Below are 14,836 nucleotides of genomic sequence, written 5' to 3'. Positions count from 1 at the left end.
ACTCGGCAGCGCGCCGGCGAAGGGGAGCTGCGTCGCGTCCGGAGCGGGAGGAGCCCCTCTAAGCCGCGCTCTTGGCGGCCCCAAAGGCCTCCGCGAGCAGCGAGTAGGACTTCTTCCGCGCCTCATGGTCATACACGGCCGTGATCACCATGAGCTCGTCCGGCTTGCTTGCGAAAATCAGCGGCTGTAGCTTCTTCTGCACCGTCGCAGGGCTGCCGACGAAGAGGCGCGAGCGGTTGCGCAGGATCGAGGCGCGCTCGGAATCCGTATATGGATAGGCCATCGCCTCCTCCACGCTGGGCAGGGGAAGATACTGCCCGCGGTCACGACGAAGGCGGTTGAGGTCGAAGGAAGAGGCGAGTCTTTCTGCCTCCTCGTCGGTATCCGCCGCAATGACGGCGACCGCAAGAATGGCATGCGGAGTCGCACGCCAGGCTGAGGGCTGAAAACGATTGCGGTAATGCACCATCGCATCGATCGCGTCGTGGGACGCGAAATGATGGGCGAAGGCGAAGCCCATGCCGACCTGGGCGGCCAGCTCGGAGGAATAGTCGCTGGAGCCGAGCAGCCAGATCGGCGGCAGTTTTGTATCGTCGGGCATCGCGACGACGGTGTTGTAGGGATGGCCCGCCGGGAATTCGCGGGTCTCCCACAAGATCAACTCGTGCAGCCGCTCCAGGAAATCGTCACCCTCGCGGCGATCAAGCCGGCTGCGCAGCGCGTAAGCCGTGGCGCCATCGGTGCCCGGGGCGCGACCGAGACCGAGATCGATCCGGCCGGGAAACAGCGCCTCCAGCATCTTGAAGCGCTCGGCAACCACAAGCGGGGCGTGGTTGGGCAGCATGACCCCGCCGGAGCCGACGCGCAGGTGCTTCGTCACCGCCGCGATCTGCCCGATCATGACATCGGGCGCGGGGCTCGCGACCGAGGCGAGGTTGTGATGCTCGGCCAGCCAGTAGCGGACATAGCCGAGCCCATCGACATGGCGCGCCAGATCGATGCTGTTGCGCAGCGCCGCAGCGGGCTTGGTGCCGGTGGTGACGACCGAGAGGTCGAGGACTGAGAGCGGAATCATGGCGCGTTAACGTAATGAAGGCCCGCGCGGCGGCAATGGGCAGCCTGCGCAGGCCTGACGTGTATGAACCTGCGAGCAATGCTGAAGACCTCAGTTGGGACAATCGATTCAGAAAAGCAATCTGATTATTCTGCCCACTTCGAAACCAGAAGCCAAGGATCTCGAAATCTCGGGCATTTAAGTTACTCTGCTATCGAACACCCTTCCCACTCCCGCTTCATCAACCAACTCAGACCGTTTAAATAACGCCATAGTGGGCAATTTCCCATCTTCGATGGGCTGTCGGCGATTCTTCCTTTGCCGTATCTTAGGCTCTCCAAGGTAGACCCCGGCCGCCGCCTGAATGGAGTGAGTGGTGCCATGACTGACGTGACGACGCCTGTGACAGCCAACGGGCACCTGAAGCGGCCTGCGATCTCCTTCGAATTCTTTCCGCCCAAGACCGAGGAGATGGAGCGCAATCTCTGGGAGACCATCAACCGGCTGGCTCCGCTCGAGCCGAAATTCGTCTCCGTGACCTACGGCGCCGGCGGCTCCACCCGCGAGCGCACCCATTCCACCATCGCCCGCATCCTCAAGGAGACCGCGCTGCTGCCGGCCGCGCATCTGACCTGCGTCGGCGCCGCACGCGGAGAGATCGACGAGATCGTCGACCGCTATCACGAGGTCGGCGTCCGCCACATCGTGGCCTTGCGCGGTGATCCCGTCGGCGGCATTGGCACGCCCTATTCAAGCCATCCCGACGGCTACCAGAGCTCGGCCGAGCTCGTCGCCGGAATCAAGAAGCGGCATGGCGACATCGAAATCTCCGTTTCCGCATATCCCGAGAAGCATCCCGAGGCGCGCGACTTCGACGCCGACATCGACACGCTGAAGGCCAAGGTCGATGCCGGCGCGACCCGTGCCATCACGCAGGTGTTCTTCGATAACGACCTCTACTTCCGCTATCTCGACCGCGTCCGCGCCCGCGGCATCGACATCCCCATCGTGCCGGGCATCATGCCCATGCACAACTTCAAGCAGGCACGCAATTTCGTCACCCGCGCCGGCACCACCGTGCCGGACTGGTTCGCCGCGAAGTTCGAGGGCCTCGACGACGACGCCGAGACGCGCAAGCTGGTGGCCGCGACCGTGGCGGCCGGCCAGGTGCAGAAGCTCGCCAAGCACGGCGTCGACACCTTCCATTTCTACACCATGAACCGCGCCGATCTCGTGTTCGCGATCAGCCATTTGCTCGGCATTCGCGCCAAGAGCGCCCAGAAGGCTGCGTAACAGAAAAATGACCGTAACCACTTCGCCCAAGCGAACCGCCCTCCTCGCTGCCGCCCGCGAGCGCATTCTCGTGCTCGACGGCGCCATGGGCACGATGATCCAGAACCTCCAGCTTGACGAAGCTGCCTTCCGCGGCGAGCGCTTCAAGAACTTCCACCGCGATCTCCGCGGCAACAACGACCTGTTGATCCTGACCCAGCCGCAGGCGATCGAGGACATCCACGCCGCCTATCTGCGTGCCGGCGCCGACATCGTCGCGACCAACACCTTCTCCACGACCTCGATCGCGCAGGCCGATTACGATCTCACCGACATCGTCTACGAGATGGCGCGCGAAGGCGCCCGCCTCGCCGGCAATGCCGCGCGGCGCGTCGAGGCGGAAGACGGCAAGCCGCGCTTCGTCGCCGGTGCCATCGGGCCCACCAACCGCACCGCATCGATCTCGCCCGACGTTTCCAATCCCGGCTATCGCGCCGTCACCTTCGACGACCTACGCAAATCCTATGGCGAGCAGATCCGCGGCCTGATCGACGGCGGCGTCGATCTGCTGCTGGTCGAGACCATCTTCGATACGCTCAACGCCAAGGCGGCGCTCTATGCGATCGCCGAGATCACCGAGGAGCTCGGCATCGACATGCCTGTGATGGTCTCCGGCACCATCACCGACAAGTCCGGCCGCCTGCTCTCGGGCCAGATGCCGGAGGCGTTCTGGAATTCGGTGCGGCACGCCAAGCCCATCACCATCGGCTTCAACTGCGCGCTCGGCGCCGAGGACCTGCGTGCCCATATTGCCGACATCGGCCGTGTCGCCGACACGCTGGTGTGCGCCTATCCGAACGCCGGCCTGCCCAACGAGTTCGGCCAGTATGACGAGACGCCCGAATATATGGCGCGCCTGATCGCCGAGTTCGCCTGCGACGGCCTCGTCAATATCGTCGGCGGCTGCTGCGGCACCACCCCGGACCATATCGCGGCGATCGCGGCTGCGGTCGCCCCGCACAAGCCGCGCATGGTGCCGGAAATCGAGCCACGCCTGCGGCTCTCCGGCCTCGAGCCCTTCGTGCTGACGGATGCGATCCCTTTCGTCAATGTCGGCGAGCGCACCAACGTCACCGGCTCGGCCCGCTTCCGCAAGCTGATCACATCAGGCGATTACACCGCCGCGCTGCAGGTCGCGCGCGAACAAGTCGAGAACGGCGCGCAGATCATCGACGTCAACATGGACGAGGGGCTGCTCGACTCGGAAGCGGCGATGGTGACCTTCCTCAACCTCGTGGCCGCCGAGCCCGACATCGCCCGCGTCCCCGTCATGGTCGATTCCTCCAAATTCTCCGTGATCGAGGCCGGCCTGAAATGCGTGCAGGGCAAACCGGTCGTCAACTCGATCTCGATGAAGGAAGGCGAGGAGAAGTTCATCCTTGAGGCCAAGATCGCCCGGCGCCACGGCGCCGCGGTCGTGGTGATGGCGTTCGACGAGGTCGGCCAGGCCGACACGTTCGCGCGCAAGACCGAGATCTGCAAGCGCGCCTACGACATCCTGGTGAACAAGGTCGGCTTCCCGCCCGAGGACATCATCTTCGATCCCAACATCTTCGCGATCGCGACCGGCATCGAGGAGCACAACAATTACGGCGTCGACTTCATCGAGGCCACACGCTGGATCCGGCAGAACCTGCCGGGCGCGCATGTCTCCGGCGGCGTCTCGAACCTGTCGTTCTCGTTCCGCGGCAACGAGCCGGTGCGCGAGGCCATGCACTCGGTGTTCCTGTATCACGCCATCAAGGCCGGCATGGACATGGGCATCGTCAATGCCGGGCAGATGATCGTCTATGACGACATCGACCCCGAGCTGCGGCAGACCTGCGAGGACGTCGTCCTCAACCGCGATCCCGGCGCATCCGAGCGCCTGCTCGCGCTCGCGGAGAAATTCCGCGGCAAGAAGACGGAAAGCAAGGAAGCAGATCTCGCCTGGCGCGAATGGCCGGTGGAGAAGCGGCTGTCGCATTCGCTGGTGCACGGCATCACCGAGTTCATCGAGCAGGACACCGAGGAAGCCCGCAAGAAGTCCTCGCGCCCGCTCGACGTGATCGAGGGACCGCTGATGGCCGGCATGAACGTCGTCGGCGATCTCTTCGGCGACGGCAAGATGTTCCTGCCGCAGGTGGTGAAGTCCGCCCGTGTCATGAAGCAGGCGGTCGCTTACCTCATGCCGTTCATGGAGGAGGAGAAGGCGCGCAACCTCGCGAACGGCATCGGCACGGAGGGCTCCTCGTCCGCGGGCAAGATCGTGCTCGCGACGGTCAAGGGCGACGTCCACGACATCGGCAAGAACATCGTCGGCATCGTGCTCCAGTGCAACAATTTCGAGGTCATCGACCTCGGCGTGATGGTGCCCGCGGCAAAGATCGTCGAGACCGTGAAGGCAGAGAAGGCCGACATCGTCGGGCTGTCGGGCCTGATCACGCCCTCGCTGGACGAGATGGCGTTCTTCGCCGGCGAGCTGCAGCGCGAGGGCCTGAAGCTGCCGCTCCTGATCGGCGGCGCCACCACCAGCCGCGTGCATACCGCCGTCAAGATCGACCCGAGCTATCGCGCCGGACCGGTCGTGCACGTCAACGACGCCAGCCGCGCCGTCGGCGTTGCCTCCGCGCTGCTCTCGCCGGAGAAGCGCGAGGCCTATGCCGCCGAGGTGCGCGCCGAATACGCCAAGATCTCGGAAGCGCATCTGCGCGCGCAGGCCGACAAGAAGCGTCTGAAGCTGGCCGACGCCCGCGCCAACCGGGTGCCGGTCGACTTCGCCAAGAGCAAGCCGGTGAAGCCGACCTTCCTCGGCATCAGGAGCTTCGACGAGTACGATCTCGCCGAGCTCGTGCCGTATATCGACTGGACGCCGTTCTTCCAGACCTGGGAGCTCGCGGGACGCTTCCCCGCCATCCTCGATGACGCCAAGGTCGGCGAGGTCGCGCGCTCGCTCTATGACGATGCGCGCAAGATGCTCGACACCATCGTCAGGGAGAAATGGTTCCGGGCGCGTGCGACGATCGGCTTCTGGCCGGCCAATGCGCAAGGCGACGACATCGTGCTCTATGCCGACGAGAGCCGGACCAGGCCGATTGCGACGCTGCACACGCTGCGCCAGCAGTTGGAGAAGCGCGAGGGCCGCTTCAACGCCGCGCTCTCCGACTTCATCGCGCCCGCCGGCATTCCCGACTATATCGGCGGCTTCGTCGTCACGGCCGGGATCGGCGAGGATGCCGTGGCCGACCGCTTCAGAAGCGCCAATGACGACTATTCCTCGATCCTGTGCAAGGCGCTCGCCGACCGCCTCGCCGAGGCGTTCGCCGAACGCATGCATGCCCGCGTGCGCCGCGAGTTCTGGGCCTACGCGCCGGACGAGGCGCTCTCGAGCGAAGAGCTGATCCTGGAGAAGTACCAAGGCATCCGCCCCGCGCCCGGCTATCCCGCGCAGCCTGATCACACCGAGAAGGCAACGCTGTTCGAGCTGCTCGATGCCGAGACCACGGCCGGCGTGAAGCTGACCGAGAGCTTTGCGATGTGGCCGGGCTCGTCCGTCTCCGGGCTCTATTTCGCCAGCCCCGAGAGCTATTATTTCGGCGTCGGCAAGATCGAGCGCGACCAGGTCGAGGACTACGCCGCGCGCAAGGGCATGAGCATTGCGGAAGCCGAGCGCTGGCTGGCCCCGGTGCTGAACTACATCCCCTCGCAACAGGACAAGGCCTTCGCGGCAACGCCTGCGAATGACGAGCCGTCAAACGACCTCGCCTCGCATCCGCCGGGCTGCACCTGCGCGGTGCACCTCGTCTGGCAGAAGAAGCGCGCCGGGGTGGGATAGGCGCGCCGAAACTCAAAGCTCGAAAACAACCCCATGCACAGTAGCGATGGGGTTGAAAAGGCCGGACAATTTCGGCCTTGCCGAAAAACGCGTTGCGGCGTCGGGCAAAACAGGGGTAGTATTGCATCATCGGGCTGCCACACGCGGTGACACAAAGGCGGCGGATGTACCCTCCCACATGCACGATGCCCATCCTCCCCTGGAGGGGGAGGAACGGTTCGTGTGCAGCGAAGCGGAATGCGGACCGAGGTGGGGTGACGGTCTCTCCGCGGAGCGCTGCCCGTGTGGAGAGATCACCCCACCCGCTCGCGCTTCGCGCGATCGACCCAGGGGAGGGTAAGAGCCCTCATCCCTTCGGCGGCGCCAGCGGCTGCACGATCTCCTGGAACGGGGCCAATGCCTCGCAACGTTCGGCATGTGCCGCAAGCGCGGGATAACGTGCCGCGTCGAACAGCTGCGGATGCGCCTCGCGGGTGAAGCGGACGACGCAGGCGACCGCGACGTCGGCATGGCCGATGCGGCCGCCCAGCCAATACGGCGTCGTCACCCCCGCGCGCTCGGCTTCCAGCACCGCGAGCACATCCGCGATCTGCGCCTGACACCGCTCGACCCACAGCGCGAGCTGCTCCTTCCGCAGCACGCGCTCGTAGAGCAGGCTCACCGCCTTGTCGCCGAGGCCGGAGGCGAGCGCGCAGATGCGCAAGTGTCTGCGTCGATCGGCGCCGCCGCGCGGCAGCATCGCCTGGTCGGGACCAACGAGCTCGTCGAGATAATCGAGGATGATCGTGCTCTCGATCAGCGCCTCGCCGTCGTCGAGCACCAGCGTCGGCACGCGGCGCAGCGGGTTATAGGGCGCGATCTTGTCGGCATCGCCGAAGGTCGACCACGGCCTGTGCTCGAAGGAGATGCCGTAAAGCTTCAGCGCGATCGCGACGCGGCGGACGAAGGGGGAATCATATTGGCCGATCAGGAACATGGTTCTCGCTCTTCTCAGTCGTTGGACGAGGCAGGCCGATCAGTCTCCACGACCAGCTCGTCGCGGCGCAACAAGAATCTCGGAAATGGAGCATTGCACCGGCTGCAACGACGCGCGACGGCCTGACGCGCGACACGCTCAAAGGCCGTCCTGGATCGAGCGCTTGATGGCTGCGATGGCGGTCTCGTTGCGCTTGTACATCGTCCACTGCTTGATCCGCTTGGCGCGCACCAGCTTGGCTGATGTCAGCACCCGCATATGCTCGCTCACCGTCGGGGCGCTGACGCCCAGCTTTTCGGCAATCAGCAAGCCGCAAACGCCGTCCTCGACCAGGTCGCCATCGGCCTGCTCGCGAAAATGCTTCCGCGGATCCCGCAGCCATTCCAGGATCTGCAGGCGGCGTTCGTTGGCGAGCGCGCGCAAGGCAACGGCAAATTTCATTTAGCCATTTTGCTAATTACCTAATTGATGTCAACGTTTCCTTGCGGTATCCTGGACGGCATCATGACAGCGACAATGGACATCACGCGGGAGCGGATTGCGGCGACCGAAGCCCTCATCCGTCCGCATATCAGGCGCACGCCGCTGCTTCGGGCCGATCTCTCCGATTTCGGCCTGCCGGCCGCACCCGTCACTTTCAAGCTCGAGATGCTGCAGCATTCCGGATCGTTCAAGGCGCGCGGCGCCTTCGCCAACCTGCTGCTGCGGCAGGTGCCGCAGGCCGGTGTCGTCGCCGCATCCGGCGGCAATCACGGCGCGGCTGTCGCCTATGCGGCGCAGCGACTCGGCATTCCCGCCACGATCTTCGTGCCCGACATCACCTCGCCGGCCAAGGCCGAGCGGATCAGGACCTACGGCGCAAAGCTCGTGATCGCGGGCAGCCGCTACGCCGATGCGCTCGCCGCGAGCGAGGCGCACGTCGCGCAGACCGGTGCGCTGGCCGTCCATGCCTACGATCAGGCCGAAACCCTGCTCGGCCAGGGCAGCGTCGGGTTGGAGCTGGAGCAGGACGCGCCCCGCATCGACACGCTGCTGGTGGCGGTCGGCGGCGGCGGGCTGATCGGCGGCATTGCGGCGTGGTACGCCGGCAGGACACGCATCGTCGCGGTCGAGCCGGAGCAATCGCCAACCCTGCACGCCGCGTTCGAGGCCGGCGCGCCGGTCGATGCGCCGGCCGGCGGTCTCGCCGCCGACAGCCTTGCGCCGCGGCGCGTCGGAGGACTGATGTTTCCGCTCGCGCGCGCCCATGTCGAGCGCGTCGTTCTGGTCAGCGACGATGCGATCCGGCAGGCCCAGGCCGCGCTGTGGTCGCACTTGCGCCTCGTGGCCGAACCCGGCGGCGCAGCCGCCTTCGCCGCGGTGCTCTCCGGCCGCTATCGTCCCTCACCCACCGAGCGCGTCGCGGTTCTGGTCTGCGGCGCCAACACCAATGCGGTGCATTTCGATAGTTGATTGGGAATGGCTTAAAGGCACCACGCGGACTGATCCTGAAGTTTGGCCGCACCGCGCATCGGATCGGCGGAAGGAGGACGGCACCTCACGTGTCATTGCGAGCCAGCGGGTCCGCGCAGGTGCGGGACCGATGACAGGCTCCGCGAAGCGATCCAGAATCTTTCCGCAGAGACAGCCTGGATTGCTTCGTCGCAAGAGCTCCTCGCAATGACGGCGGAAAGAGAGACGCACATCACTCGATGATCGGCACATGCCGCGCCGCGTCCCGCGGCACGGTGCCGTCGAGGCGCGGGTCGTCGGCGATCTCGATCTGGCGGCGGAACGCGCGGAAGCCGGAGCGCTGATAGAACGCGACGGCGGAAGGATGGTCGAGCGTGCAGGTGTGGACCCAGACGCGGCGGACGTCGCGTGACCACGCAATCTCCAGCGCGCGGTTCATCAGGAAGCGGGCGGCGCCGGTGCCGATCAAGGGGGCGGTGACGCCGAAATAGGTCAGCTCGCACTGGCCGGGCTGGCGGAAGTCCAGCTCCAGCAGGCCTTCGTCGCGACCGTCGAGGACGAGGGCGTAGACCTCGATTCCAGGCGCGTGGATGATCGCAGCGAGCTCGGCGTCAGTCATGCGGGCGCGCGAGAACCACAGCCAGTCCTCGCCGACGCGGCGGAAGATGTCGCGGTACCAGGGAAGCGCGGGCCTATCGACCTTGCGCAGGGTCCAGGTGCCGGGGGGATCGTCGCGGCGCGGAGGGGGCGCGGTCATCTCCAGATGAGTGACGATTGCGGCGATCTTGCCGGCGGGGACGTCGGAATAGCCGTCGGGGAGGATCATGGTCCGTTGCTTCCTTTCGCAATGAGAAAGTGGGCGACGCCGTAAGAAACGACAGCGGCGCCACACTCCGTCATTGCGAGCGAAGCGAAGCAATCCAGAGTCTTTCCGCGGAGGTAGTCTGGATTGCTTCGTCGCAAGAGCTCCTCGCAATGACGACGGAGGCAGTTGCGCGCGCATCGCGACAGCGGTCCCGGATTGCGCTGCGCTCCATCCTGGCTACGACATTTGCCCCTACCCCTCCCCCTCGTCGCTCGCCAGCACGCCTTTCACCGCCCTCGCCCAGCCCGCGAGCTTCCGCTCCCTCGTCGCCTTGCTCATGTTCGGCTTGAAGCGGTGCTCGAGGCGCCAGTTGTCGGCGAACCTGGTCGGCTCGGGATAGACGCCGGCATTGAGGCCGGCGAGATAGGCGGCGCCCAACGCCGTGGTTTCCTGGATGACGGGGCGATCGACCGGCGCATCGAGCAGATCGGCGAGGCGCTGCATGGTCCAGTCGGAGGCGGTCATGCCGCCGTCGACGCGGAGCACGACGCTGGCGGTTTCCGAGCTCGGCCAGTCCGCGCGCATCGCGGCCCAGAGGTCGTAGGTCTGGTAGCAGACGCTTTCCAGCGCGGCATGGGCGAGCTCGGCGGGGCCGGTGTTGCGGGTGAGGCCGAACAGCGCGCCGCGCACGCGCGGATTCCAATAGGGCGCGCCCATGCCGACGAAGGCCGGGACGAGATAGACGCTCTGCATGGAATCGGACTGGTCGGCGAGAGGTCCGGTCTCGGCGGCGTGCTTGATGATGCCGAGGCCGTCGCGCAGCCATTGCACCGCCGATCCTGCCACGAAGATCGAGCCTTCCAGCGCGTAGGTGCGCTTGCCGTCGAGCTGATAGGCGACGGTGGTGAGCAGCTTGTTCTTCGACACGACCGGCGTGGTGCCGGTGTTGAGCAACGCGAAGCAGCCGGTGCCGTAGGTGGACTTCATCATGCCCGGGCGGAAGCAGGCCTGGCCGATGGTGGCGGCCTGCTGGTCGCCGGCGATGCCGGAGATGGCGATCGGGCCGCCGAACAGGTCGGGCGTGCTCTCGCCGAAGCGCGCGGAGGAATCCTTCACCTCGGGCAGCATCGAGCGCGGCACGCCGATGATCTCCAGCAGCTCGTCGTCCCACTGGCCGGTGTGGATGTTGAACAGCAGCGTGCGCGAGGCATTGGTGGCGTCGGTGGCGTGCACCTTGCCGCCGGTGAGGCGCCAGAGCAGGTAGCAATCGACGGTGCCGAACATCAATTCGCCGCGCGCGGCGCGCGCGCGGGCGCCGGGCACGTGGTCGAGGATCCATGCGACTTTCGTTCCGGAGAAATAGGGATCGATGATCAGGCCGGTCTTCTGCGAGATCACGGGCTCGCGGCCGTCGGCTTTCAGCCTGGCGCAGATGTCGGCGGTGCGGCGGTCCTGCCAGACGATGGCGCGGTGCACGGCCTGGCCGGTGGCGCGGTCCCACACCACGGTGGTCTCGCGCTGATTGGTGATGCCGATCGCGGCGATGTCCTTTGCGCCGATGCCGGCCTGCGCGATGGCCTCCCGGCAGACCATCACGGTCGAGGTCCAGATGTCCTCGGGCTCGTGCTCGACCCAGCCCGAAGCGGGGAAATGCTGCGGGAACTCGGCTTGCGCCTTCGCCGCGATGGAAATGTCGCCGCGAAACACGATGGCGCGCGAGGAGGTGGTGCCCTGGTCGATGGCGAGGACGAAAGACATGGCAGGGTCCCTTGGCGTGTTTCCGGAAAGGTCGTTATGTCGGGCAGAGAAAACGGGATTGCGTTCGACAGGTCAAGGCGGACTGCCTCTTAACCCTCCCCGGAGGGGGAGGGTCGGCTCGCATGGAGCGCAGCGGAATGTGAGACGGGGTGGGGTGACAGACCCTCCCCGAGTGATCCCCCTGTCGTGTGCGCGCAGCGCTTCGTCGATCCGGTGAGACTACCGTTGTGGCCTCACCCCGCCCCGCGCTCCGCGCGGACGCCCCTCCCCCTCAAGCGGAGAGTCAGGAACACCAGACTAGGACCAACGCCGCCGAAATGCTACATGCCTCGCCGGGCAAGACGGGGCGGCATGACGTTTACTTCGTATCAGTTCGGCGTCTTCGTCGCCGTCGTGTTCGGCGCCTATTACCTGCCGCCTTTGCGCCGTTTCCAGGTGCAGCTGCTCGTGGCCGCCAGCGTGTTCTTCTACGGCTTCGGCCAACCCGAACTCCTGCCGCTGCTGCTCGTCGCGGTGCTCGGAACGCATATCTGCCTGGTGCTCGCGTTCGAGAACCGAACCGTCTGGATGCCGGCCGGCATCGTCTTCAATCTCGGCCTGCTGGCGTTCTTCAAGTACAAGCTCCTGTTCGTCGATGCCGGTGCCGCCGCTCTGACCGGCGTCGCGCCGCTCGATTTCCTGCTGCGGCTGCCGCTGCCGATCGGCATCTCGTTCTTCGTGTTCCACAACATCAGCCTGCTGGTCGATCTGACGCGCGAGAAGCGCACCGTGCCCCTGCGCGACGTCTTCCTCTACATCATCTTCTTCCCGCAGCTGGTGTCCGGACCGATCACGCGCGCGGCCCAGTTCATGCCGCAGATCGTGCCCAAGCGGATCAACGACGTCGCCTTCGTCGAGGCCGCGAAATGGATTCTCGTCGGCTACTTCTTCAAGCTGTATGTGGCGAACAATCTCAACGAGATGACGTCCTACATGGACTTCCCTCTCTACGAGACGCTGCGCACGCAGGACCGCTGGCTGCTCGTATTCCTCTACAGCTACCAGATTTACGCCGACTTCTTCGGCTACTCCGCGATCGCGCTCGGCCTCGGTCTCTTGTTCGGCTACCGCCTGCCCGTGAACTTCAACCTGCCCTACATCTCGACATCGTTCTCGGAGTTCTGGACGCGCTGGCATATCTCCCTGTCGACCTGGCTCAGGACCTATCTGTACATTCCCCTCGGCGGCAACCGGCATGGCGTGGGGCGCACCTATCTCAACCTGATGATCGTGATGACGCTGGGCGGGCTCTGGCATGGCGCGAGCCTGAGCTACGCGCTGTGGGGCATGGCGCACGGGCTGCTGCTCGTGATCGAGCGGCCGTTCCTGAAGCTTATCGGCAACCAAAGCCCTGCGGTGCGCGTGATCCGGATGGGAATCGTCTTCTTCTGCGTCACGATGCTCTGGATCTTCTTCAAGCTGCCGAATTTCGATCACGCGCTCGGCTACCTCCAGGGGATGTTCATCGCGACCGACGCCCCCAATCCGCCAAAACTGTTCACCAACCTTGCCCTGCTCTACGCCTTGCCGGTGATCATCCAGCATATCGGCATCGGCGCGCTCGTCGACGGCCGGTTGCGGCGATGGGAGCCATATCTCTATGGTGCGCTCGCGGCGCTCGCTTACCTCGAGGCGGGGCCCGACAGCGCGTTCATCTACTTCCAGTTCTGACATGCGGCAGGAACCGACGCTTTCGTGGATGGTCAAGTGTGCTTGCGTCGCGGCGGCGCTGCTGCTCGCCTGCGGCCTCGCCACCGCGCGCTTCGGCTCGGCGCTGCAACAGCCGGCCGTCATCACCCGCGACGGCAGCCTCGTCACCCTCACCCGCTACGTGCGGGAGCCCACGCCTGACATCGTGCTGGTCGGCAGCTCGGTGACGTGGCGTCTCAAGGAGGAGTATTTCTCGCTGCCCCGCGTCCGCAATCTGGCGCTGGCCGGAGGCTCGCCGGTGACCGGGCTCGAGATCGTCGCCGGGCAGGCAAGCCTGCCCAGGGTCGTCCTGATCGAGACGAACATCCTTTCGCGCGAGGCCGACCGCGCGCTGACCGAGGCATTCTCAGGCGGCGCGCGCGCGGACGCGCTGCTGCTACGTCCGGTGCGAACGGCGGTCGCGGCCTATGAAACCTGGAATCACGCCGCCCGCGATGCCGTCCAGGCCCGCGCCGGGCACGATCGCCTGCTCAGCCAGCCACCTGATACATTCGACAGCAAGATCTATCTCGACCGCGCGCGGGAGCAGATGAACGACGGTGATCCGACCGCGCCGGCACGCGCGAATGCGGTCCGCATCCGACGAGTCATCGACGATCTGCAACGGCGCGGCAGCCAGGTCTTCCTCATGCACGTCCCCTTCGCACCGGAGATCGAGGACACGCGCCTGGTTCGAACGACACGGGAGATCGCCAGCGAAGCCTTCCCGGATCGCGCGCTTTGGCTGCGGGTCGAGCCGCCGATGGGCGAACTGCGCTGGGCCGACGGCGTGCATCTCGATGAACGATCGGCCTTGATCGTCGTCCGCGTCATGGAAAGTATACTGGCCGCGCGAGACGGCACGCGCCGTTGATAGAGGCCCCCTGCGGCTGGAGCCCTGCCCGTTCCGCTACAATCGGAACGAGGCTCTGGATTCTTGCTTTGTCGCGTTCTCTCGACGCGAGCCTGTATCCGCTTCGCTCGAAAGCGCTCCAAGGCTGAATGGCTCCAGCTCGTATCGATTGCCGCGGGTCGTTCACCTCTGCCGCTTGCGGGAGAGGGAGTGCACCTCCGCCGCTGCATCGATCAACCCTCATCCCGTCATGTTTTAGACCGCCGCCGTCGTCACGCCGCCGTCGATGACGATGGTCTGGCCGGTCATGAAGCTCGAGGCGTCGGAAGCGAGATAGGCGACGGCCCCGGCGATCTCGTCGGGTTCGCCGATGCGGCGGAGCGGGGTGGTGGCGGTGCGGCGCTTCAAATTGGCTTCGTCCTCCCACAGCGCGCGGGCGAAATCAGTCTTGACGAGGCCGGGGGCGATGCAGTTGACGCGGACACCCTTCGGTCCCCATTCGCCGGCGAGCGAGCGGCACAGCGCGAAATCGGCAGCCTTGGAGATGCCGTAGGCGCCGATCACGGTGGAGCCGCGCAAGCCGCCGATCGAGGAGATGATGATCACCGAGCCGTTGCCGCGCTCGGCCATTTGCGGGATCGCCAGCGCGGAGAGCCAGATGTTGCTCTTGACGTTCGAGCCCATGATCTTGTCGAAGGCTTCGTCTGTGATGTCGAGCAGCGGGCCGTAATACGGGTTCACCGCGGCGTTGCAGACGAGGATGTCGATCTTGCCGTAATGCTTGGTCGCGCCCGCGATCAACGCCTCGACCTCGTTCTTGCGCGCGATGTTGCAGGGGATGACGATGGCGTCGCCGCCGGCCGCATTGATGCCGTCGGCGACCTCCTTGCAGGCATCCGCCTTGCGCGAGGAGACCACGACCTTGGCGCCGAGCCTGGCGAGCAGTTCGGCCGACGAGCGGCCGATGCCGCGGCTGGAGCCGGTGACGACGGCGACCTTGCCGGTGAGATCGAACGGGGTGTTTTTCATTTGTTATTGCCTCGCTGCGCCAACGGCGCCGTCAT

Annotated in this window: 11 protein-coding genes; 5 read left to right on the top strand and 6 right to left on the bottom strand. The window is 65.7% G+C overall.

The window, feature by feature from the left end; all coding sequences use genetic code 11:
• Window positions 1-58: 58 nt before the first annotated feature.
• Window positions 59-1,075, bottom strand: a complete 1,017-nt coding sequence (locus K408_RS0120745) for an LLM class flavin-dependent oxidoreductase (RefSeq protein ID WP_024340565.1) — start codon at window positions 1,073-1,075, stop codon at window positions 59-61.
• A gap of 360 nt (window positions 1,076-1,435) precedes the next feature.
• Between K408_RS0120745 and metF the strand changes: the two genes are divergently transcribed.
• Together metF and metH are read left to right on the top strand one after the other, a co-directional pair.
• Complete coding sequence (gene metF, locus K408_RS0120740; RefSeq protein WP_024340566.1) at window positions 1,436-2,347, top strand: methylenetetrahydrofolate reductase [NAD(P)H]; 912 nt, start codon at window positions 1,436-1,438, stop codon at window positions 2,345-2,347.
• Between the two features lie 7 nt (window positions 2,348-2,354).
• On the top strand, window positions 2,355-6,200 hold the full coding sequence (metH, locus tag K408_RS0120735) for a methionine synthase (RefSeq protein WP_024340567.1): 3,846 nt from the start codon (window positions 2,355-2,357) through the stop codon (window positions 6,198-6,200).
• Between the two features lie 346 nt (window positions 6,201-6,546).
• Here the strand turns inward: metH and K408_RS0120730 are convergent, their stop codons facing one another.
• On the bottom strand, window positions 6,547-7,176 hold the full coding sequence (locus K408_RS0120730; protein ID WP_024340568.1) for a glutathione S-transferase family protein: 630 nt from the start codon (window positions 7,174-7,176) through the stop codon (window positions 6,547-6,549).
• A gap of 138 nt (window positions 7,177-7,314) precedes the next feature.
• The gene (locus K408_RS0120725; protein WP_024340569.1) at window positions 7,315-7,617 is read right to left on the bottom strand and encodes an ArsR/SmtB family transcription factor; all 303 of its coding nucleotides are present in this window, start codon (window positions 7,615-7,617) and stop codon (window positions 7,315-7,317) included.
• 27 nt (window positions 7,618-7,644) lie between these two features.
• Between K408_RS0120725 and K408_RS0120720 the strand changes: the two genes are divergently transcribed.
• Window positions 7,645-8,628: a threonine/serine dehydratase gene (locus K408_RS0120720; RefSeq protein WP_080654895.1), complete on the top strand. Its 984-nt coding sequence runs from the start codon at window positions 7,645-7,647 to the stop codon at window positions 8,626-8,628.
• Window positions 8,629-8,860: 232 nt separating this feature from the next.
• Here K408_RS0120720 and K408_RS0120715 read toward each other — a convergent pair whose 3' ends face one another.
• Window positions 8,861-9,454, bottom strand: a complete 594-nt coding sequence (locus K408_RS0120715) for a GNAT family N-acetyltransferase (protein ID WP_024340571.1) — start codon at window positions 9,452-9,454, stop codon at window positions 8,861-8,863.
• A gap of 231 nt (window positions 9,455-9,685) precedes the next feature.
• Window positions 9,686-11,191 (bottom strand): glycerol kinase GlpK, encoded by a 1,506-nt coding sequence (gene glpK, locus K408_RS0120710; protein ID WP_024340572.1) that lies wholly within the window; start codon window positions 11,189-11,191, stop codon window positions 9,686-9,688.
• Window positions 11,192-11,542: 351 nt separating this feature from the next.
• Here glpK and K408_RS0120705 point away from each other — a divergent pair, with 351 nt between their 5' ends.
• Together K408_RS0120705 and K408_RS0120700 are read left to right on the top strand one after the other, a co-directional pair.
• Window positions 11,543-12,901: an MBOAT family O-acyltransferase gene (locus K408_RS0120705; RefSeq protein ID WP_024340573.1), complete on the top strand. Its 1,359-nt coding sequence runs from the start codon at window positions 11,543-11,545 to the stop codon at window positions 12,899-12,901.
• A gap of 28 nt (window positions 12,902-12,929) precedes the next feature.
• Window positions 12,930-13,793 (top strand): hypothetical protein, encoded by an 864-nt coding sequence (locus tag K408_RS0120700; RefSeq protein ID WP_024340574.1) that lies wholly within the window; start codon window positions 12,930-12,932, stop codon window positions 13,791-13,793.
• Window positions 13,794-14,027: 234 nt separating this feature from the next.
• Here the strand turns inward: K408_RS0120700 and K408_RS0120695 are convergent, their stop codons facing one another.
• Entirely contained in the window at window positions 14,028-14,801 is a 774-nt protein-coding gene (locus K408_RS0120695; protein ID WP_024340575.1) for an SDR family NAD(P)-dependent oxidoreductase, read from the bottom strand.
• Window positions 14,802-14,836 lie beyond the last annotated feature (35 nt).

It is taken from the genome of Bradyrhizobium sp. in8p8 (assembly GCF_000426845.1).
Classification (GTDB): Bacteria; Pseudomonadota; Alphaproteobacteria; order Rhizobiales; family Xanthobacteraceae; genus Bradyrhizobium; species Bradyrhizobium japonicum_C.
The sequence above is the reverse complement of the archived record's forward strand: the minus strand, read 5'-3'. Positions and strand labels throughout refer to the sequence as shown.